This window comes from Streptomyces akebiae, from assembly GCF_019599145.1.
GTDB lineage: Bacteria > Actinomycetota > Actinomycetes > Streptomycetales > Streptomycetaceae > Streptomyces > Streptomyces akebiae.
This window is the reverse complement of record NZ_CP080647.1, coordinates 9,170,704-9,191,628: the sequence shown is the minus strand read 5'-3', so window position 1 is coordinate 9,191,628 and position 20,925 is coordinate 9,170,704. Positions and strand designations below refer to the sequence as shown.

Sequence of the window (20,925 nt, the reverse complement as noted above, 5' to 3'; positions counted from 1 at the left end):
TCGGCCGTCGCCTCCTCACCTGCCTCGGCGGCCGCCTCAGCACCTGCCCGGGCAGTCGGCTGCGCCCCGGCCGTGCCGACCAGCCCCGGCAGGGCCCGGCGGCCGCGGTCGCCCTGCCGTTGCGCGGTGCCGAACGCGAGTGGAAGGCTGGTGGTGGGCACTGATTCGGGGGACGCCCGTGAACCGCCCGGTTCGCGGGGTTCGGGCCGTCGCCCAGCGGTCCGTGCGTCCACCGTCGCCGAACGGTGGCACCGGGCCCGCCCCACCACTGGAGGTACCCGTGGACAGAGCCGGCGGATGGGGAGACGACGTCTACCAGCCAGACGGATCCGAGATCCAGGACGACGCGGGGCTGCTGGACGCCGAGGACACCCTGGTCGCCGACGGTGTGGCCGACCCTCTCGACCGGGGCTGGTCCCCACCCGAGCGGCCATGGGCGGTGGAGCACACCGGTGTGACGGCGGCGGAGCGGCTGCGCGGCGAGACCCTGGAGCAGCGCCTCGCCGAGGAGCTCCCGGACATCGCCTACCCCGACGGGGACGGCATCGGCGACTCCCAGGACACCGACGGCGAGCCGCTGGACAACGAGGTGGGAGACCTCCGCTCCGGCCGTCTGGTCGCCCCCGACGAGGGCGCGCACGAGGACGAGGAGAGCGGGCTGATCGCCACTGATGTAGGCATCGACGGAGCGGCCGCCTCCGCCGAGGAGGCCGCCATGCACATCGTGGACGAGGACTCCCACCCGAGCTGACCCCCAGGCGAACGCGTCACCCGGACCTGGGCGGCCGGTCCCTCGGCGGCAGTGCCCGGGTGTCAGATGACGTTCAGAGCTGCCGCCGCGCCCACTCCCCCGAGCACCATGAACACCGGCATCAGCACCCGCAGCTCGACCCAGCTGCCGGCCCGGAACCGCATCGCCTTCGGTGGCCCCACGGGGTACCAGCGCTTGCGCCCGATCGGTATCGGCCACAGGATCGGGCACCCCGACACGGTCAGCGAGTCCCCGATGTCGTGCACCAGCGCGCCGAGCACGATCGGCAGCCCGAGCCACAGGTACTCCTGGCCCGGCTGTGTGAACAGCCAGTCCGCCCCGTTGCCGGGCTTGTCCAGGACACCCGCGAGGATCCAGGCACTGGTCGCCGCCAGCAGCCACACCAGCACATCGCTGCTCGCCCCCCGGGTCGCCCGCCACAAAAGACCCTCGATGGCCAGCACCAGATGCACGAAGAGAATGGCCAGCACCGCCCAGCGGCCCCCTGTGATCGCGGTGACAGACGCACCGCCACCGAGCAGCGCCGCCCACAGCCAGGTGTGCGTGAGCGTGCGGTGCCCACCCGAGCGACGCGGGTCGCCCTGCTTCTTGGTCGCCTTGTAGACGGCGTACGACAGCTTGTCGACGATCTCGCACACCCAGCGTGACAGCGGACCGAAGGAGCGGGAGATCGTGGCCGCCTTGTGGTCCAGGTCCGGGGCGAGTGCGGCGCCCGCGCAGATCAGCGCACCGACCAGGAGCACCGGCCAGGGCATCGTGTGCCCCGCGGCGGCCGCTGCGGCTCCTACGCCGAGCCAGGCCGCGGCTCCCGACAGTGAGTGTGCTGGTCCCATCATGGCCGTGCCCCGTCCCATTCCGTTCGTGCCGCTGTCCAGGCGCCTTGTGCCGCTGTCCAGTTGTCCAGGTGCGCTGACGCTGCGTCGGCGCCACAGCGTAGCGTTCGCGATCTTCGGTCTCGCAGCCGATTCCCCCATCGGGTGCGCGGGCAGGCAAGATGGGGGCGTGACCCTCATCGATCAGCTGCCGCGGACCGCCGACCCCGACGCCCTCTACGAAGCCTTCGAGTCGTGGGCCCAGGAACGCGGTCTCACCCTCTATCCGCATCAGGAGGAGGCGCTCATCGAGGTGGTCTCCGGCGCGAACGTGATCGTGTCGACGCCCACCGGCTCCGGCAAGAGCATGATCGCGGCGGGCGCCCACTTCGCGGCCCTCGCCCGCGACGAGGTCACCTTCTACACGGCCCCGATCAAGGCGCTCGTCTCGGAGAAGTTCTTCGAGCTGTGCAAGATCTTCGGCACCGAGAACGTCGGTATGCTCACTGGCGACGCCTCCGTGAACGCCGACGCCCCCATCATCTGCTGCACCGCCGAGGTGCTGGCCTCCATCGCGCTGCGCGACGGCAAGCACGCCGACGTGGGCCAGGTCGTGATGGACGAGTTCCACTTCTACGCGGAGGCCGATCGGGGCTGGGCCTGGCAGATCCCGATCCTCGAGCTGCCGCAGGCCCAGTTCATCCTGATGTCGGCGACGCTCGGCGACGTCTCGATGTTCGAGAAGGACCTCACGCGGCGCACCGGTCGCCCGACCGCCGTGGTCCGCTCGGCGACCCGCCCGGTGCCCCTGTCCTACGAGTACGTGCTGACCCCGCTGACGGAGACGCTCACCGAACTGCTCGCCACCAAGCAGGCTCCGGTCTACATCGTGCACTTCACGCAGGCACAGGCCGTGGAGCGAGCGCAGGCGTTGATGAGCATCAACATGTGCACGCGGGAGGAGAAGGACCAGATCGCCGAGCTGATCGGCAACTTCCGCTTCACCACCAAGTTCGGCCGCAACCTCTCCCGTTACGTGCGGCACGGCATCGGCGTCCACCATGCCGGCATGCTGCCCAAGTACCGACGCCTGGTGGAGAAACTCGCGCAGGCAGGTCTGCTGAAGGTCATCTGTGGCACGGACACGCTCGGCGTCGGCGTCAACGTCCCCATCCGCACCGTGCTGTTCACCGCCCTCACCAAGTACGACGGCAATCGTGTGCGGACCCTGCGGGCCCGTGAGTTCCATCAGATCGCGGGACGCGCGGGACGGGCCGGCTTCGACACGGCGGGCTTCGTGGTGGCACAGGCACCCGAGCACGTCATCGAGAACGAGAAGGCCCTCGCCAAGGCCGGCGACGACCCGAAGAAGCGTCGCAAGGTGGTCCGCAAGAAGGCGCCCGAAGGGTTCGTCGGCTGGACCGACAACACCTTCGAGAAGCTCATCGCCTCCGATCCGGAACCCCTCACCTCCCGCTTCCGGGTCACCCACACGATGCTGCTGTCGGTGATCGCCCGGCCGGGCAACGCCTTCGAGGCGATGCGCCATCTGCTCGAGGACAACCATGAGCCCCGCAAGCAGCAGCTGCGGCACATCCGCCGCGCGATCGCGATCTACCGCTCGCTCCTCGACGGCGGCATCGTCGAGAAGCTCGACCAGCCGGACGCCGAGGGCCGCATCGTCCGGCTGACGGTCGATCTCCAGCAGGACTTCGCGCTCAACCAGCCGCTGTCCACCTTCGCCCTGGCCGCGTTCGAACTGCTCGACCCGGAGTCCCCGTCCTACGCCCTCGACATGGTGTCCGTCGTCGAGTCGACGCTGGACGACCCGCGGCAGATCCTCGCCGCCCAGCAGAACAAGGCACGCGGAGAGGCCGTGGCCGCGATGAAGGCCGACGGCGTCGAGTACGAGGAACGCATGGAGCGGCTGCAGGACGTCAGCTACCCCAAGCCGCTGGAGGAACTGCTCTTCCACGCATACAACACATACCGCAAGAGCCACCCCTGGGTCGGTGACCATCCGCTGTCGCCGAAGTCGGTGATCCGCGACATGTACGAACGGGCCATGTCCTTCACGGAGTTGGTGTCCTACTACGAGCTGGCCCGCACCGAGGGCATCGTGCTGCGCTACCTCGCCGGCGCCTACAAGGCCCTCGACCACACCGTCCCCGACGATCTGAAGTCGGACGATCTGGAGGACCTGATCGCCTGGCTCGGCGAGATGGTGCGCCAGGTCGACTCCAGTCTCCTCGACGAGTGGGAGCAGCTGGCGAACCCCGAGGAGATGACGGCCGAGGAGGCCCAGGAGAGGGCCGACCAGGTCAAGCCGGTCACCTCCAACGCGCGTGCCTTCCGGGTGCTCGTCCGCAACGCCATGTTCCGCCGTGTCGAACTGGCCGCGCTCGACCACGTGGACGAGTTGGGCGAGATGGACGCCGAGTCCGGCTGGGACGCCGAGCGGTGGGGCGAGGCGATGGACAAGTACTGGGACGAGTACGAAGAGCTCGGCACCGGTCCCGACGCCCGTGGCCCGCGGCTGTTGATGATCGAGGAGGAGCCGCACAACGGGCTGTGGCGCGTCCGGCAGACCTTCGCCGACCCGAACGGCGATCATGACTGGGGCATCAGCGCGGAGGTCGACCTCGCGGCCTCCGACGCCGAGGGACGCGCCGTCGTCAAGGTCACCGACGTCGGTCAGCTGTGAGCACAGGAGAGGCCACCACATGACGACCAACCCCGCCGAGCGGCTCGTCGACCTGCTCGACCTGGAGCAGATCGAGGTCAACATCTTCCGCGGGCGCAGCCCGCAGGAGTCCCTGCAGCGGGTCTTCGGCGGCCAGGTCGCCGGCCAGGCGATGGTCGCCGCCGGACGCACCACCGAGGGCGACCGGCCCGTGCATTCGCTGCACGCGTACTTCCTTCGCCCCGGCCGTCCCGGGGTGCCGATCGTGTACCAGGTCGAGCGGGTGCGGGACGGGCGGTCGTTCACCACGCGCCGGGTCACCGCCGTGCAGCAGGGCCGCACGATCTTCAATCTGACCGCCTCCTTCCACAAGCCTGAAGAGGGGAGCTTCGAGCACCAGCTGCCGCCGGCCCGCAAGGTGCCGGACCCCGAGTCGCTGCCGACGGTGACGCAGGAGATCAGTGAGCATCTGGGCACGCTCCCCGAGCAGTTGGAGCGCATGGCCCGGCGTCAGCCCTTCGACATCCGGTATGTCGACCGGTTGCGCTGGACGGCCGAGGAGGTCGAGCACGCCGAGCCGCGCAGCGCGGTGTGGATGCGCGCCGTGGGTCCCCTCGGTGACGACCCGCTCGTGCACACCTGCGCGCTCACGTACGCCAGCGACATGACGCTCCTGGATGCCGTACGCATCCCGGTGGAGCCTCTGTGGGGGCCTCGTGGGTTCGACATGGCGTCGCTGGACCACGCGATGTGGTTCCACCGGCCGTTCCGAGCGGACGAGTGGTTCCTGTACGACCAGGAGTCCCCGATCGCGGTCGGCGGCCGCGGACTGGCCCGCGGCCGTATCTACGACCTGGAGGGACGTCTGCTCGTGTCGGTCGTACAGGAAGGGCTGTTCCGGAAACTCGGCGCCTGACGGCAGGCGGGACAGGATGCCTGACCGGCGCGCTCAGTGGGGGCCGCGCCGGAGCCAGCCCAGCAGCCCGCGTCGTCCCTCGGGAGCCGTCCCGGCGCCGGGTCCGCCTTGCCCGGGACGCCGTCGGCCCCGGCGCTGTCGCGGGGTCGGTCGCGCTGTCACGACGGGCGTCTCGTGCCAGGCCGCCGACTGCGGCACCTTGCGGCGGGCCCTCGGGGCGAGTCGGTGCGCTCGGGCCTCGATGAGGGCCTGTTGAAGGTCCGTCCGCAGCCACGCGATCTCATCAGGGTCGTCCGCGGTCATGATCCGCGCGGTGATCCTCTCGGCGGGCGAGTCGGGTGTCCCTTGGTCGGCTCGTGCGGGCCGGTGGAAATGCAGGTGTGCACGTTCGTAGGGGTCCTGGACGATCTCGGCGACCAGGACCGGGTCGAGCAGGGAGGCCGAAGCGGCCGCCCTGCTCCAGGGGTCGTCGGCCTGCCTCAGCAGGAATCCGAGGTGGCGCCCTCGCCAGTTCCGGGGGCGCAGGTCCAGCCCCGCGTCCAGCCGGCGCCTGAGATCCTCCGGGATACGGCCCGTCAGCCAGGGGGTGTTCCTCTCGTCGGCCGCGAACTGCCGTAGCTCAGCCGCCAGATAGACCCAGATCACGGTGCGGTAGCGGTTGAGTGAGAATTTGACCGGTGTGAGCAGGCCCAATCGCGCGAGGCGCATGAACCGTGTGGGCGGCACGCCCAGGATCTCGGCGGCTGCCTTCGATCCCACGGCCTCGACCCGTTCCCGCAGGGCCTCCGGGAAGCCCTTCTCGGCACGGAGCCGGTCGATCTCCGCCTGTGTGATGCGACGGCCTCCGCCTCCGTCGTCGACGACCGTTCGCAGGCAGCCCAGTTGTACGGCGAGGTCGAGTTCGCTTCGCTTCAGGCCCAGTTCGCGGGCTGCTCGGCTCAGTGGCAGGGTGCCACCGGCCAACCCGGCCGGTGCAGGGGCCCGGCGTCGTGTGGTGAGCGTGGTGAGTGTGGTGGGCTCGGTGGTCGGGGTGGGCTCGGTGGTCGGGGTGTGCGCGGTGCGCGTGGCGGACTGCGTGACGGTGTCGCCGGACATGACGGTTCTCCCCCGTACGGTGTGGTGCTCGCGCTGGTCTCGCGCTCGCCTCGGGAAAAACCGTAGCCCGTTCGCTGAGAGTCGTGGCGGGCCTGTGGATAACTCGGCACACAACAGAGAAACCCGCAGGTCAGCGATCCATCGCGGCCGAGCGTTCGGGGTGCCTGGCATCCACTCGGAGGTGTTCCCCGACACGGTTCACCAGCAGGGTCATCTCGTAGGCGATCTGACCGATGTCCGCTTCCGCCGCGCTGAGGACGCAGAGGCAGCTGCCCGGCCCGGCGGCGGTGACGAAGAGCACCGCGTCGTCGAACTCGATCATCGTCTGCCGTACGTCACCGGCGCCGAAGTGGCGACCCGAGCCCTTGGCGAGACTGTGCAGACCCGACGAGACCGCGGCCAGGTGCTCGGAGTCCTCGCGCCTCAGGCCGGTGCTGGCCGCGGTGACCAGCCCGTCGTTGGACAGGACCAGCGCGTGCCGTATGGGTTCCACGCGCTCGGTCAGGTCGTCCAGCAGCCAACCGAGCCCCGCGTTCTGCGACATCGTCTTCGCACTCCCCGTTTCGTCGTTCCCCCGGACGCGGAGGATCCGACGATTCAGCCTTCCCCACTGCCGCGGTCGGAGCAAGCAGGATCGGAACATGGCAGGGAAGATGACCGACAAGGCATGCCGGTCCTTCCGCGCGAACAGCGACAACGGGTGCTTCCCCACCCGAAACAGCGGTGTCAAGGCACAGGATCCGGCCAGGGTCAGGCGTGTTGCCGTCGGCTCAGCTCACGGAGTCGAGCAGCCGGGCGGTGTGCATCCGTCCCGCGTACTCGACGAGCCGTATCAGCACCTCCTTGCCGGAGTCCCGGTCCCTGGCGTCGCAGAGGACCACGGGGGTGCCCTGGTCGAGGTCGAGGGCGCGTGAGACGTCCTGGGCACCGTGGGCGCGCGCCTCCGAGAAGCAGTTGACGGCGACCACGAAGGGGATGTGCCGGTGCTCGAAGTAGTCCACGGCCGGGAAACAGTCCTGCAGTCGCCTCGTGTCCGCGAGGACGACGGCACCCAGGGCCCCCTGCGCCAACTCGTCCCACAGGAACCAGAACCGGTCCTGCCCGGGTGTGCCGAACAGGTAGAGGGAGAGCCCCGACCTGATGGTGATGCGGCCGAAGTCCATGGCGACGGTGGTGGTGACCTTCTGGTCCACGCCGTCGGTGTCGTCCACCGACTGGCCCACCTCGCTCAGGAGTTCCTCGGTGCGCAGCGGTTTGATCTCGCTGACGGCGCCGACCAGTGTGGTCTTGCCGACGCCGAATCCGCCGGCGACGAGGATCTTCAATGCCAGGGCGCCCGTGTCCCCGTCTGTCTCATCGGAGTGCTCGGAGAGCATCGATCACTTCTCTCGGGAGTGTCGGCCGTGGTCGTTCATGGCTACGGCTGTGAGGAGTCAGCATCTTGGCAACTGCCGCTCACGCGTGGGGCGTTGGACCGGTATTTCATGTCACCGACCGCTTGTGCTCGTTCGGTGCCGGGTTGGATGCACAAGTCGGTACGGGCAGGAACGGTGCGCGTGTTCATCTACAGCGCCCTCAACCCCTCGATCACCTCGCGCAGAATCCGTTCGTCCGGCAGTTGCGCGGGCGGCACGGGGCGGCTGACGGTGACTCGGCCCGCCTCCAGAAGGTCCCCGAGGAGGACCCGCACAACGCCGACGGGCAGGTCGGCGCCGGCGGAGAGTTCGGCGACCGACTGGGTCTCGGTCCGGCACAGTTCGAGGAGCGCGCGGTGTTCCGGGCCTAGCGAGGTGTCGTCGGCGGCGGGTGCGCCGGTGTCGAGCGAGATCAGGGCGATCAGGTCGAAGCGGCTCCCGCCGGGGCCGGGTCTGGTGCGTCCGCCCGTCATGGCGTAGGGGCGGACGAGCGGTCCGGCCTCGTTGTCGTACCAACGGCTGCCCGGCGGTTCGTGCGGGGCACCGGTGCCCCTGCTTTCGGTCATGAGCACGGCCCGTCCCCGGTTCAGTCGGCCGTGGGCGGGCGTGCGCCGGCGCGGGTCGGTGTGCGGAAGTGCTCGCCGACGCGTTTCACCAGCCGTGCCATCTCGTACGCCACCAGCCCGATGTCGGCCGATGATGAGGTGAGGAGGGCGAGGCAGGAACCGTCTCCGGCGGCTGCCACGAAGAGGAAGCCGTCGTCCATCTCCACCATCGTCTGGCGTACGCCTCCGGCGCCGAAGTGACGGCCCGCGCCCTTGGCGAGACTGTGGAAGCCGGAAGCGACCGCGGCGAGATGCTCGGCGTCCTCGCGCCTGAGGTCGCTGGAAGCGCCGACCGCCAGTCCGTCGTTGGACAGGACCACGGCGTGCCGCACCTCGTGCACGCGCATGACCAAGTCGTCCAGCAGCCAGTCGAGTTCACCGGACCGCTCGGTGGCCCTGGTGCTCGGGTCCTGGGTCATGCGGGGTCTCCTTCGCTGCTGTCGCTGCCCGTCGTGGGGCCGTGGCCGACTCCTCTGCCGGGTGCCCTGCCGCCACCGCGTGCCCAGCCGTCGCGGTAGGCCGCCATACGGTCCCTGACGAGCTCCGGGGTGCGCTCGACGTCCGCTCCGGGGGGCGTCGCCGACGCGGGCTGTCCGTCGTGTCGCTCGCGCAGTTGGGGGGCGAGGTGCGTCTGGCGTACGCGGCGCGGCAGTTCGTCGGTGCTGTCCGGTTCCGGCGGTTGGCGCTGCGGCCGCAAGGTGGTGACGCCGGCCGGTGTCTCGGGCGGGCCGTCCCCGGTGCTCCGTCCGGCGGAGGCGACGGGCGCGGTCGGGGCGCGCCGGTCCGTCACCTCGTCGACGGGTTCCTGGTGCGGGGCCGCGGTCACGTGCGCGTACTCGCGTTCCTCGGGCTGCGGAGGTGTTTCGGCGGGGGCTTCGGTGGAACGTTCCGGCACGCCGCTGTGCATCAGGCTGGTGGGGAGGAGTACCACGGCCGTGGTGCCGCCGTAGGGGGAGGTCCTCAGGTGGACCTTGATGCCGTGGCGGGCGGCGAGCCGGCTCACCACGAACAGCCCGAGCCGGTCGCTGTCGAACAGGTCGAGGGCCTCGGACTGTTCGATTCGGCGGTTGGCCTCGGCGAGCGTCTCCTTGCCCATGCCCAGTCCCCGGTCCTCGACCTCCAGGGCGTAGCCGTTGCCGACCGGTTCCCCGGTGACCCGCACGCGCGTGTGGGGTGGTGAGAACTGGGCGGCGTTCTCCACGAGTTCCGCGAGGAGGTGGGTGAGGTCGGCGACCGCGGTGCCGGCGATCTTCGCTTCCGGGAGCTGCCGCAGTTCCACGCGCGCGTAGTCCTCGATCTCGGAGACGGCCGCCCGGACCACGTTCGTCAGGGAGACGGGCATGCGCCAGGCACGCCCCGGGGCGGCACCGGAGAGGATGATCAGACTCTCCGCGTGGCGTCGCATGCGCGTGGTCAGGTGGTCGAGGCGGAAGAGGTCGCTGAGTTCGTCGGGATCGTCGGAGCGGCGCTCCATGCTGTCGAGCAGACCGAGTTGGCGGTGCACGAGGATCTGGCTGCGGCGGGCGAGGTTGACGAACACCCCGGAGATGCCGCTGGCGAGTTCGGCGCGCTCGACCGCCGCGTGGAGGGCCGCGCGGTGCACGGTGCCGAGGGCCTCGGCGACCTGACCGGTCTCGTCCTCCGCAGGGGGGCCGGTGGGTGCCTCGGTGTCGACGTCGATCTCCTCGCCGGCGCGCAGTCTGCGCATGGCGTGGGGCAGTTTGCGGCGGGCGATCTCCAGGGCGTCGTTGCGCAGGCTCACCAGCTCGACGACCAGAGCGCGTCCGATGCGTACGGAGATGACGAGGGAGGCGGCGACCGCGGCGAGGCCGAGGAGTACGGCGGCCCCGGCCGGGGTGAGCAGTGCGCGGGTGAACGGGTCGGCCCGGTCGGCGACTTCGCGGCCGGCGTCCGCTTCGATGTCGCGCATGTCCTTCTGCACGCGCGCGTGGGCGGACTCCCAGGCTGCTTCGGGGACGGCATGGAGCACCTTGGCTCCGGGGTGGCTCGCGAGCACCTCGTCCTCGAGGGCGCGCAGGTCGGCGTATGCGTCTCCGCCGGCGAGTTGCTGCCACGCGACGCGTTCCGGGCCTCGCAGGTCCGCGCCGGCCGCTTCGGTCAGGGTGCGGCGCGTGTCGACGGCTCCGGTGAACAGGCGCAGCCGCTCGCGGTCGAGGGTTCCGGCGATGTGGGCACCGGACAGGAGCGTGTTCTCCTGCGCCAGTGCCTCGCCGGCGCGGGAGAACTCGAGCAGCACGCGCGCGTCGGAGCCGAGTTCGGCGTCCTGGATGCCGGTGAGCGCACCGCCGACGCCGAAGGCCGTGGAGACGGCCGTCGTGTACCGCTCGTACGTCTCGGCCCAGCCGCTGCGGCGGTCGAGGACCGCGGTCCGCAGCGTTCGCAGGTGGTCGGCGCCGGTCACGAAGGCGGCGAGGCGTTCGGACACCCCCGCGGGCAGGTCGGTGCCGTCGGCGACGGTGTGGCGTTCTCCCAGGCGCAGGGCGTCCACCGCCCGGTCGGTGTGCCGGGTGAGTCCGCGCAGCGTGCTCTCCCGCTCTGGGGAGGGTCGGGTGGCGTACCGTACGGCGGCCGCGCGTTCGGCCTGGAGCGCCGCGACGGCGTCGGCGACCGGGCCGCGTACGGAGGCGTCGACGCGTTGCAGCTGGCGGTAGCGGGCGACGTCCTGGGCGGTGGTGACGGTGGCGTACGCCCACAGCGCGAGCAGGGAGACGACAGGCACCATCAGCAGGCAGACGATCTTTGCCCGGACGGTGCGGGGGCGCAGGGTCCGACGTCCCGAACGGGTGGGTGGTCCGGGCGTCGGGGCGCCGGTGCCGTCAATTGCGAGGGGCTCGTCGGCCGGTGGTCCGGCGTGGGCGCGGCGTCCGCGTCTCGCCGGCTGGGGCGACGCCTCGGCAGCGGCAGTCGGGGTCCTGCGGGGTGTACGCATGGCCTCCTCGATCAGGGGTTCGGGGGCGGGCTTGGAGAGCCGTCGCGCGCGGCTAGTGGGCGGCGGCGTTCTCGACCGGCCGCTGGGCCGACGCGGATGCCTCACGCTCCCCGGCCGTCGGCGACAGTGCGACGAACGCCGAGGTGAGGAAGAGATAGGAGCCGAGGCCGACGGCGAGGGGGAAGATGAACTGCATCGCCGTGGCCCCGGGCAGGACCGCCGTGGACGGAGTGACCTCCACGCTCACCGCCCACATCGCTGTGTAGTGCATGCTGCTCACCGCTCCGCCCATGACGAGTGAAGCGACGGTGACCGCGATGGGCGACCTGATGTTGAGTGCGGCCCAGAGGGCGGCGGTCGCCGCGACCACCGCGATCACGACGGAGAGGGCGACGAGTGCCGGATCGTAGGTGACATCGCCGTGCAGCCGTACGGCCGCCATCCCCAGGTAGTGCATGCTCGCCACGCCCAGGCCGGTGGTGAGCCCGCCCAGCAGGAGCGCCCGGGCGCGGTCCCGGCTGTAGCCGACGGCGAAGACGCCGGCGCAGACCACCAGCATGGCGACCACGAGGCTCAGGACGGTCAGGGGGACGTTGTAGCGGATCTCGGTGCCGCTGACGCCGAAGCCGAGCATCGCCACGAAGTGCATGGTCCAGATGCCGGTGCCGATCGCCGACGCCGCGGTGACGAGCCAGTTGCGGCGGGACCTGCCGGTGGTGGCGAGCGCGCGGACCGTGCAGCGCAGTCCGAGGGCGGCGCCGATGCAGGCCATGGCGTACGACAGCGCGGGGGTCAGCCAGCCGAAGGTGGCGTGGTCCAGGTGTCCCATGGCCCCGGGACGCTAGTGGGGGCATGGGAGCACGGAGCGGGCGCATTTCTAAACCTGCTGGAATGTGGCGCATATATGCACAGAAACGATCGCCTCCCGCCCGAACATGCGCGTCATCCCGTCCCCCGCTCCGGTGAGGGATCATGCGGAGCATGAGCGACGACCACACACACGTCCAGGAGTTCTTCACGGCACGGGCGGCCCACTGGGACGCCCGCTTCCCCGACGACGGGCCCGCCTATGCCGCCGCGGTCGCCGAGCTGGGCCTGCGCGAGGGCGACCGGGTGCTGGACGCGGGGTGCGGTACGGGACGGGCCCTGACGGCGTTGCGCGCTGCCGTGGGAGCCTCGGGAGTGGTTCTCGGAGCCGACCTGACCCCCGCCATGCTGGCAGCCGCCGTACGGGCCGGGCGGGACCGTGACGGGCTGCTGGTGCTCGCCGACGTCGGCCGCCTACCGCTGCGTACGGCGTCGCTCGACGCGGTTTTCGCCGCGGGGCTCGTCGCACACCTCCCGAGCCCCGCGGAGAATCTGCGGGAGTTGGCCCGGGTGGTCAGGCCGGGCGGCACGCTGGCGCTCTTCCACCCCATCGGCCGGGCGGCGCTCGCCGCGCGCCAGGGGCGGCAGATCACCCCGCAGGACCTGCGCGCCGAGGCGAACCTGGGGCCGCTGCTGGCAGGTTCGGGCTGGCGCATGACGTCGTACGCCGACGAGGACGCCCGCTTCCTGGCGCTCGCCACGCGCCTGGGCTGAGCCCTGCCGCGGCCCTTGCGGATCGCGCCGAGCAGCGTCCTGAATGCGCCGTTCGCGGCGCTTCACCCGCCCTCCCCCTTCTGCCGCCGCAGATCCGTCTCTACGTTGAGTAGGACGAGCTGTGATACCGACGCGGGGGTAGGTAATCCATATGTTCGACAGCGTTCGCAAGTCCTTCGGCAGATTCCTCGGCTCGTGGCGGGCGGAGACCACCGCGCAGAAGACGAAACGCACGCACAACCTGTTCGAGGCGGCCGCCGTCTACATCGCGGCGTGCGCCGAGGACGATCAGGACCAGATCGACGAGGCCGCCACCTGGGTGTCGCCCGAGGCCCTGTCGTTCGGAGTGAGCGAGCTGGCGTGCCGAGCGGTGATCGCCCTCGCCCGGGAGCGCGACGAGTCGCCGCAGACCGTCGCGAGGTCACTTCTGGGCCTGCCCGCTGCCTGAACGGGTGAGGGTCTCCGGTCGTTTCGCCCCTGTCCACCCGGATACCTGCAGCTCGTCCCGGATATCCGCAGCTCCGCACGGGGTTCCCGCTCGTGACAAGGGCCCGCCGGGCGCATTAGGGTGCGCCGACGGACGAGCGAGAGCGATGGGAGGCCGGCATGGCCGGGACGGACGAGGACGCCGTCACCGCCGGGGACGACGACGCGCTGTATGTGCTGACGGCGGTACTGCTCACGCCCGCGAACTTCCCCAGCGTGCTGGGCGACGACTACCCGGAGGCCTGCGCGGCCCTGGGCCTCGCACCGCTCGCGGACGGCTACGGGATCGTCCTGGGCCAGGACGGCGAAGGAGCCAGGTGGACGGTGGCGGTCGACGACGTGTCGCTGGTCGCCGTGGCCATCGCGTCGTGGGACTGCGGCATGGAGTACGACCTGTCACCCGACGAGGACTCCGTCGTGGCAGCGCTACCGGGCTGGCCTCTCGCGGTCGCCGTCGCGGCCCCGGGAGTGCCCGATCCGCACGACCCCGATCCCGAGGTCGCAGACCGGCCTCCGCTGAGCCCTCCGGACACCGGCATCTGGGGCCCCGCCCAGCGGCGTCTGGGCGCCGACGAGATCGCTCTGCAGTGGGCCATGTGGCGTGAGCAGATCGACGACGCCGCGTTCGCCGGGCAGGACGGCTCGGACCGGGCGGCGACCGGCGACACGACGGAAGCCGCAGCGAGTGCCGGGAGGGACGACGGCGCTCCCCGCACGGGTATCCGCCGCGTGCTCGCGGAGGCGCGCGCCTACGTGGAGTCCCCTCCGCCTCTCGGGCGGGTCCGGTCCTCGTTCGCGCCGGGCGGCGCGCGGACGCTCCGTGCCGACGGCCCCGGCTGGTCGATGGTGGCCAGGACCGACGACATCGCGTTCGTCCTTCTCGACGAGGAACCCGGCGAGGTGCTGCCGGTGGGCAGGGGCCCGGAACTGCCCGGTCTCCTGGAGTCGCTCGACAAGATCGCCGTACGCCCGAACTGATTCCGCGTGTCACACCGGCCCGCGCGAGCGGGCCGGTGACACCTCAGCGGTCGAGCTCCTTTCGGCCGGCGCGGCGCAGCCTGCGTCGCTGCGAGGGGTCCAGCGCCAGGTACGCGGCTGTGGGGATCCCCAGGACTATCAGGAGATTGGCCCAGAAGGGGAAGGGCAACAGGATCAGCAGGACGATCCCGAGTGCCGCACCCCCTGCGACGATCTTCGTGCTCTTCGACATCTCCGTCGCCTCCTTCGCGGCCACTGCCGCTCTCTGTCCTGAAAACGGGATCGGACTCCCCGCAGTTCCGGACCACGACCCTGACATGCCCCTGAGCCGAACCCCCGTACAACCCTGAGATGCCCTCGCTACCGAACGGGAAAAGTGACTCACATCACTCCATAAGGTATCGGGTAGAGGTTTGAAATGAGGTATCCTCGGCGATTCTGACTTCAGTAGTCAAATTTGAGGAGCCCAGCATCCCTGTGCCGATGAACCCCGTGGCAACCCTCCCCCAAGCTTCCGAACTGGCCCGATGCCGCGCCGTCTTCGTGGCCGCGGACCCCGCCCGCACCGGTCAGGTCGCCTTCTGGCGACCGGACGGCTCGACACCGTCCCTGGTCGCCCACGGATACGACGGGGAGCTGACGCTCGCGCTGCCCGGCGACCGTGGCGACCGTGGCGTCCGACGGGGCACGGTGCCCGTCGTATCGCTCCCGGTACACGCGGCGCTTCCGGTTCTCACGCGCGCGCGTGCCACCACCGGCGCCCACCGGTCGACGGCCTTCTGGGGCGCCGCCACCCTGCTGGGGCTCCAATTCGCCGCGCGAGGCCTGCTGTTGCCCGGCGTCACCACGAGCGGACAGGACGCCTGGCGGGCGGGGCCGCTGCGGGCGGAGGACCTGGACCGGGTCAGGGAACTGGCCGCCGCGATGCCGCCCGAGGCGCACGCACTGCCGGTGGACCACGGTGAGCCGCCGCGGCTGCCCGATCCGGAGCGGCTGCTGCGCACGTTCCTCGACGCCGTCGTGGACTCGCTGCCCCGCTCCCCCGCCGCGAGCGTCGCGGCGGGCGGCCCGGCCTTCGCCGCCCGTGATCCGCAGTTCGTTCCCGAACAGCGCGCCTGGGCCGCTGACGTGGCCGCCGGACACGACGCCGGGGTCCGCGTCTCACTGCGCGTCGAGATTCCCGGGCTCGCCTCGCTCGGGGCCGACGACCCGGCCGGGACGAGGCCGGCTTTCCGAGTCGTTCCTCAGCTGCACAGCGTGAGCGACCCGACGCTCGTCGCGGACGCCTCCTCGGTGTGGGCCGACGCGGCCGCCTTCGGCCCGCGCGCGCGGATGGACGCCCTGCTGGCGCTGCGCCGCGCCGCCCGCGCCTGGGCCCCGCTCGGCCCGCTGCTGTCGGCAGCCGTGCCGGACGCCGTGGAACTCGCCGACGAGGAGGTCACCGCACTGCTCGGCGAAGGCGCCCGACTGCTGGCGACGGCCGGTGTCGAGGTGCACTGGCCCAGGGAACTGACCCGTGGGTTGACCGCCCGCGCGGTCATCGGCCCACCGGACGACGACGAGCAGGGCCCGGGGAGCAACGCGTCGGACACCCCGTCGTACCTGTCCGCTGACGCGCTGCTCGCCTTCGACTGGTGGTTCGCGCTGGGCGATCAGCGGCTCACCCGGCAGGAGCTCGACCTGCTCGCGGAGGCGAACCGCCCCATGGTGCGACTGCGCGACCGGTGGGTCCTGGTGGATCCGGAGGAGATCCACCGCGCCCGTGCGCAGCAGGACCGCAAGGTGTCGCCCATCGACGCGCTCAGTGCCGCTCTGACGGGCTCGACGGAGGTCGACGGCCGGATGGTCGACGTGCTGCCCACCGGGTGGCTGGCGACCCTGCGGGAACGTCTGTCGGACCCCGAGGGGCAGGAATCGGTCGGGCAGCCGTCCGCGCTCGCCGCGCCGCTGCGGGACTACCAGCTGCGAGGGCTCGACTGGCTGGCCCGGATGACCTCCCTGGGACTCGGCGGCTGTCTCGCCGACGACATGGGGCTCGGCAAGACGATCACCCTGATCGCTCTGCATCTGCACCGGCAGTCGGACGTGTCCTCCGCGGGCCCCACCCTCGTGGTCTGTCCGGCCTCGCTGATGGGCAACTGGCAGCGGGAGATCGAGAAGTTCGCACCGGGCGTGCCGGTGCGCCGCTTCCACGGATCCCGGCGCGGTCTGGACGGGCTCGCCGACGCGGAGTTCGTCCTCACCACGTACGGCACGATGCGGCTCGACGCACCGCGCCTCGCCGACGTGCCCTGGGGCCTGGTCGTGGCCGACGAGGCGCAGCACGTGAAGAACCCCTACTCGGCCACGGCGCGGGAACTGCGCACCATCGGGGCACGCGCGCGTGTGGCCCTCACCGGCACTCCGGTGGAGAACAACCTGTCCGAACTGTGGGCGATCCTCGACTGGACCACTCCGGGCCTCCTCGGCCGGCTCGGCACCTTCCGCACCCGGTACGCACAGGCCGTCGAAGCCGGTCGGGACCCCGCCGCGGCGGAGCGGCTCTCCCGGCTCGTACGGCCGTTCCTGCTGCGCCGCCGCAAGTCGGACCCGGGCATCGCGCCGGAGCTCCCGCCGAAGACCGAGACCGACCGTGCCGTGTCGCTCACCAGGGAACAGGTGGGGCTGTACGAGGCGTTGGTCCGCGAGACCATGGCGGAGATCGCCGCCGCCGACGGCATGGAGCGGCGGGGACTGATCGTGAAGCTGCTGACCGGGCTCAAACAGATCTGCAACCACCCCGCCCAGTTCCTCAAGGAGGAGAAGCCGCGGATCGCCGGCAGATCGGGGAAGTTGGAGCTGCTGGACGAACTGCTGGACACCATCCTCTCCGAGGGGGCGAGCGTTCTGGTCTTCACGCAGTACGTCCGGATGGCTCGGCTGCTGGAACGTCACCTGGCGGCACGCGGGGTGCCCACCCGCTTCCTGCACGGCGGGACACCGGTCCCCGAGCGCGAGGCGATGGTGGAACGCTTCCAGGAAGGCGAGGTGCCGGTCTTCCTGCTCTCGCTGAAGGCGGCCGGCACGGGTCTGAACCTGACGCGGGCCGAGCATGTCGTGCATTACGACCGCTGGTGGAACCCGGCCGTCGAGGCGCAGGCCACGGACCGGGCGTACCGCATCGGACAGACACGGCCGGTGCAGGTGCACCGGTTGATCACCGAGGGCACGATCGAGGACCGCATCGCGGACATGCTGCTGCGCAAACGGGAGTTGGCCGACGCGGTGCTGAGCGCCGGCGACACGGCGCTGACCGAGCTGTCCGACGCGGCACTGGCCGATCTGGTGGAGCTTCGAGGGGACGCGCGATGACGGAACGCACGGGACATGACGAAGAGCGCACGTTCGCCGCACTGGCTCCCGTACGGGGCGGGGGTTTCGCACGGACGTGGTGGGGGCGAGCGTGGTTGAAGGCGCTCGAGGACGCGGCGCTGGACGGGCAGCAGGTGAAGGTCGGGCGCCGACTGGCGCGCGCGGGGGCCGTGGGCGCGGTGTCGGTGCGCCCCGGGCGCGTCACCGCGGTCGTCCAGGACCGCGACGGCACCGGCCACCGTGCCGACGTCCTGCTTCAGGAATTGTCCGGAGAGCACTGGGACCGTCTTCTGGACATGGCGGTCGAGCGGGCCGGGCATGTCGCCGCCCTGCTCGACCGTGAGATGCCACCGCACCTGGTCGAGGACGCCGCGACGGCCGGAGTCGAGCTGCTGCCCGGGCTCGGTGATCTGGAGGCGGAGTGCGACTGCGGTGCCTGGGACCACTGCGGACACACCGCGGCGCTCTGCTACCAGGTTGCCCGCCTGCTGGATCAGGACCCGTTCGTCCTGCTGCTGATGCGCGGCCGCACCGAACGTGCGCTGCTGGACGAACTGCACGTGCGTGGAACCGTGTCCGCGGCGGGCGGCGAGGAGGCGATGAACGACCTCCGGAGCAGTCTCGCGGACAGCCACAGGGACGGTGTGGACGCCGCGGAGGCGTTCGCGGCGGGGGAGGTCCTTCCGCCGCTGCCCGAGCCGCCCCCGCTGCCGATGGAGCCCGGCCTGCCGCCCTCCCTGGACGCCGAGACCACGCCCGCGCCTGGACTCGACCCGACGGCGCTCGAGTTCCTGGCGGCGCAGACGGCCCTGGAGGCACACCGGTTGCTGGCCGAGGCTCTCCACCCCGGTCACGAGCAGCAGCCCCTGGGCGACGAGTTGCCGTTCCACCAGGACGTGGTGCGCCTGGCGGCCGGTGCGCCGGGGACGAGCATCGCGGAGCGTCTCGGCGATGGTTCCGGGCGTGGCCGGGAAGGGCTGGCGCTCGCCGTCCGCGCCTGGCGGTACGGCGGCGCGGCCGGTCTCGCCGTGCTGGACGAGGAGTGGCACGTACCGGCGGAGTCGCTCGCACGCGCGCGTGCCGCTGTGGAGACGGCGTGGGAGGAGGGCGAGCGGCCTTCGCTGCGGTCCGCGCACAACCGTTGGACCGTCGTGGGTGGGTCGGCCCAACTGCGCCTCGGGCGGGACGGCCGCTGGTGGCCCTACCGCAAGGAGCGAGGTCGCTGGGCACCGGCCGGCCCGGCAGCCCATGATCCGGCGACGGCACTGGCTGCCGTCGCCGGTGGACCCGACATCTGACACCTCGGAGCAGTTCCGTCACCTGGTGTGGCCGACCGGGTCCGGGAAGAGTGAGTCCAGGTCGCCGGGCAACCCGGTCGGGAATCCGCTGGGCAGATTGCTGGGGAACCCACTGGGCAGATCGCTGGGGAACCCGGAGGGCAGCGTCGGAAGGTCGCTGGGCAGCCCCGAGGGAAGGCTCAGCGACGGGGTCGGCGAAGAACCCGCACCGCCACCGGTCCCGCTCGACGGCTTCTCGTCCGGCGACCCCGCACCCCGGCCGGCCACCAGCGCCACGGCGAGGACGGCACCGAGGGTGACGAGCACGGCCAGTGCGATGAGCGCGAGCCTGCGACGCCCGTCGGGAGTGGGTCCACCGGGCGGATCGGGTGGCCGGCGGCCCCCGCCCTGACCCGGGGGCCGCCAACCACCGCCTCCTCCGGTCGGATCACCCGGAGGCGGACCGAAGCCCCCTGGAGGGGGCCCGAACCCGCCACCGTTCGACGGCGATGTGCCGTCCGGCGGTCGGGGCGGCTGGGACGGTGGCGGCGGCATGCCCATACCGTCCAGAATCCCCGCGAACGGGCCAAGGCGCGAGCCCTGTACTGAAGTTGATAGGGGCTCACACCGTGGATCGCACGATTCCGGAGAATTGCGCACGGAAACCGACCAGGTGGGGCGTCGGAGTCGACCTTGACCGTCACCGGCGGAAAGAGGGGCCCTCACCGCCTCGGCCTCGGCTTGCCCCTGAGCTTGAGCCGCCTTGCGGCTGGAGCTGCGGCTTCGGCGCACAGGGCCCCCACGCGCGCGTGATCAGCCGCGCGCACCCAGCAGGTGGTCCATCGCCAGCTGGTCGAGCTGTTCGAAGGCCATGCCGCGAGCGGCGGCGGCCTCGGCGTCGAACTCCTCGAATGCCGTCCGGTCCGCGAGCAGCGCCTGCAGGCCGTCGGCGGCCGTGGGCTGGGCCAGCTGGTCCAGCCGCGCGGCACGCAGTGCCTCCTGGACCGCCGGGTCCGCACGGAAGGCGGCCGCGCGCTCCTTGAGGATGAGGTAGTTGCGCATGCAGCCTGCGGCCGACGCCCACACACCGTCGAAGTCCTCGGTGCGCGGCGGCTTGAAGTCGAAGTGCTTCGGCCCCGCGTAACCGGCGCTCTCCAGCAGGTCGACCAGCCAGAAGGCGGAGCGCAGGTCGCCCGCGCCGAAGCGGAGGTCCTGGTCGTACTTGATGCCGGACTGGCCGTTGAGGTCGATATGGAAGAGCTTGCCCGCCCAGAGGGCCTGCGCGATGCCGTGCGGGAAGTTCAGCCCGGCCATCTGCTCGTGGCCGACCTCGGGGTTCACGCCGTACAGCTCCGGGCGCTCCAGGCGCTCGATGAAGGCCAGGGCGTGGCCGACCGTGGGGAGCAGGATGTCGCCGCGCGGCTCGTTCGGCTTGGGCTCGATCGCGAACTTCAGATCGTAGCCCTGGGAGGTGACGTATTCGCCGAGAAGGTCGAACGCCTCCTTCATGCGGTCGAGCGCGTCCCGGACGTCCTTGGCGGCACCGGACTCGGCGCCCTCGCGGCCACCCCAGGCGACGTAGATCTTGGCGCCGAGCTCGACCGCCAGGTCGATGTTGCGGATCGTCTTGCGCAGCGCGTACCGGCGGACGTCGCGGTCGTTGGCGGTGAACGCGCCGTCCTTGAAGACGGGGTGCGTGAAGAGGTTGGTGGTGGCCATGGGCACGGTCATACCGGTCGTGTCCAGAGCCGCGCGGAAGCGCTTGATGTGCTCCTCGCGCTCGCTGTCCGAGGACCCGAAGGGGATCAGGTCGTCGTCGTGGAAGGTCACACCGTAGGCGCCGAGCTCCGCCAGGCGCTGCACCGTCTCGACCGGGTCGAGGGCGCGCCGGGTGGCGTCGCCGAACGGGTCCCTTCCCTGCCAGCCGACGGTCCACAGGCCGAAGGTGAACCTGTCGTCGGGGGTGGGTTGGTAGTTCATGCCGCGGCTCCTTGCGCTCCGACT

General features: G+C 71.3%; 19 protein-coding genes. 8 read left to right on the top strand and 11 right to left on the bottom strand.

Annotation, left to right across the window (positions count from 1 at the left end; all coding sequences use genetic code 11):
- Positions 1-280: 280 nt before the first annotated feature.
- Entirely contained in the window at positions 281-751 is a 471-nt protein-coding gene (locus tag K1J60_RS39925; RefSeq protein ID WP_220650472.1) for a DUF5709 domain-containing protein, read from the top strand.
- A gap of 62 nt (positions 752-813) precedes the next feature.
- On the opposite strand, the gene K1J60_RS39920 is transcribed toward K1J60_RS39925, so the two are convergent.
- Entirely contained in the window at positions 814-1,608 is a 795-nt protein-coding gene (locus K1J60_RS39920) for a metal-dependent hydrolase (RefSeq protein WP_220650471.1), read from the bottom strand.
- A gap of 166 nt (positions 1,609-1,774) precedes the next feature.
- Here K1J60_RS39920 and K1J60_RS39915 point away from each other — a divergent pair, with 166 nt between their 5' ends.
- A complete protein-coding gene (locus tag K1J60_RS39915; RefSeq protein ID WP_220650470.1) occupies positions 1,775-4,288 on the top strand; it encodes a DEAD/DEAH box helicase in 2,514 nt (837 codons plus the stop codon).
- A gap of 19 nt (positions 4,289-4,307) precedes the next feature.
- Positions 4,308-5,183 carry an acyl-CoA thioesterase gene (locus K1J60_RS39910; protein ID WP_220650469.1) on the top strand — a complete coding sequence of 292 codons (876 nt, stop codon included), beginning with the start codon at positions 4,308-4,310 and terminating at the stop codon, positions 5,181-5,183.
- 33 nt (positions 5,184-5,216) lie between these two features.
- Here the strand turns inward: K1J60_RS39910 and K1J60_RS39905 are convergent, their stop codons facing one another.
- From K1J60_RS39905 to K1J60_RS39875, 7 genes are all read right to left on the bottom strand, one after another.
- On the bottom strand, positions 5,217-6,278 hold the full coding sequence (locus K1J60_RS39905) for a DUF6397 family protein (protein ID WP_220650468.1): 1,062 nt from the start codon (positions 6,276-6,278) through the stop codon (positions 5,217-5,219).
- A 130-nt stretch (positions 6,279-6,408) separates the two neighbouring features.
- Complete coding sequence (locus tag K1J60_RS39900) at positions 6,409-6,822, bottom strand: roadblock/LC7 domain-containing protein (protein ID WP_184897217.1); 414 nt, start codon at positions 6,820-6,822, stop codon at positions 6,409-6,411.
- 226 nt (positions 6,823-7,048) lie between these two features.
- Entirely contained in the window at positions 7,049-7,654 is a 606-nt protein-coding gene (locus K1J60_RS39895; protein ID WP_220650467.1) for a GTP-binding protein, read from the bottom strand.
- A gap of 188 nt (positions 7,655-7,842) precedes the next feature.
- Positions 7,843-8,259, bottom strand: coding sequence for a DUF742 domain-containing protein (locus K1J60_RS39890; protein ID WP_220650466.1), 417 nt, complete (start codon positions 8,257-8,259; stop codon positions 7,843-7,845).
- A gap of 20 nt (positions 8,260-8,279) precedes the next feature.
- Positions 8,280-8,717, bottom strand: a complete 438-nt coding sequence (locus K1J60_RS39885; protein ID WP_220650465.1) for a roadblock/LC7 domain-containing protein — start codon at positions 8,715-8,717, stop codon at positions 8,280-8,282.
- Positions 8,714-11,248, bottom strand: a complete 2,535-nt coding sequence (locus tag K1J60_RS39880) for a sensor histidine kinase (RefSeq protein WP_220650464.1) — start codon at positions 11,246-11,248, stop codon at positions 8,714-8,716. The genes K1J60_RS39885 and K1J60_RS39880 overlap by 4 nt, the downstream gene beginning before the upstream one ends.
- 52 nt (positions 11,249-11,300) lie before the next feature.
- Positions 11,301-12,077, bottom strand: a complete 777-nt coding sequence (locus tag K1J60_RS39875) for an MHYT domain-containing protein (protein WP_220650463.1) — start codon at positions 12,075-12,077, stop codon at positions 11,301-11,303.
- A 152-nt stretch (positions 12,078-12,229) separates the two neighbouring features.
- On the opposite strand from K1J60_RS39875, the gene K1J60_RS39870 reads away from it, so the two are divergent.
- The 3 genes from K1J60_RS39870 to K1J60_RS39860 all read left to right on the top strand — a co-directional run bounded on the left by K1J60_RS39870 (position 12,230) and on the right by K1J60_RS39860 (position 14,293).
- Positions 12,230-12,829 (top strand): class I SAM-dependent methyltransferase, encoded by a 600-nt coding sequence (locus tag K1J60_RS39870; RefSeq protein WP_220650462.1) that lies wholly within the window; start codon positions 12,230-12,232, stop codon positions 12,827-12,829.
- A 151-nt stretch (positions 12,830-12,980) separates the two neighbouring features.
- Positions 12,981-13,277, top strand: coding sequence for a hypothetical protein (locus K1J60_RS39865; RefSeq protein WP_220650461.1), 297 nt, complete (start codon positions 12,981-12,983; stop codon positions 13,275-13,277).
- A gap of 158 nt (positions 13,278-13,435) precedes the next feature.
- On the top strand, positions 13,436-14,293 hold the full coding sequence (locus K1J60_RS39860) for a hypothetical protein (RefSeq protein WP_220650460.1): 858 nt from the start codon (positions 13,436-13,438) through the stop codon (positions 14,291-14,293).
- Positions 14,294-14,336: 43 nt separating this feature from the next.
- On the opposite strand, the gene K1J60_RS39855 is transcribed toward K1J60_RS39860, so the two are convergent.
- Positions 14,337-14,549 carry a hypothetical protein gene (locus K1J60_RS39855; RefSeq protein ID WP_220650459.1) on the bottom strand — a complete coding sequence of 71 codons (213 nt, stop codon included), beginning with the start codon at positions 14,547-14,549 and terminating at the stop codon, positions 14,337-14,339.
- A gap of 227 nt (positions 14,550-14,776) precedes the next feature.
- On the opposite strand from K1J60_RS39855, the gene K1J60_RS39850 reads away from it, so the two are divergent.
- A complete protein-coding gene (locus tag K1J60_RS39850; protein ID WP_259408117.1) occupies positions 14,777-17,644 on the top strand; it encodes a DEAD/DEAH box helicase in 2,868 nt (955 codons plus the stop codon).
- On the top strand, positions 17,641-18,942 hold the full coding sequence (locus tag K1J60_RS39845; protein ID WP_220650457.1) for an SWF or SNF family helicase: 1,302 nt from the start codon (positions 17,641-17,643) through the stop codon (positions 18,940-18,942). Before K1J60_RS39850 ends, K1J60_RS39845 begins: the two co-directional genes overlap by 4 nt.
- Positions 18,943-18,960: 18 nt before the next feature.
- Here K1J60_RS39845 and K1J60_RS39840 read toward each other — a convergent pair whose 3' ends face one another.
- Together K1J60_RS39840 and xylA are read right to left on the bottom strand one after the other, a co-directional pair.
- Complete coding sequence (locus K1J60_RS39840; RefSeq protein WP_220650456.1) at positions 18,961-19,248, bottom strand: hypothetical protein; 288 nt, start codon at positions 19,246-19,248, stop codon at positions 18,961-18,963.
- 486 nt (positions 19,249-19,734) lie between these two features.
- Positions 19,735-20,901: a xylose isomerase gene (gene xylA / locus K1J60_RS39835; protein ID WP_033527929.1), complete on the bottom strand. Its 1,167-nt coding sequence runs from the start codon at positions 20,899-20,901 to the stop codon at positions 19,735-19,737.
- Positions 20,902-20,925 lie beyond the last annotated feature (24 nt).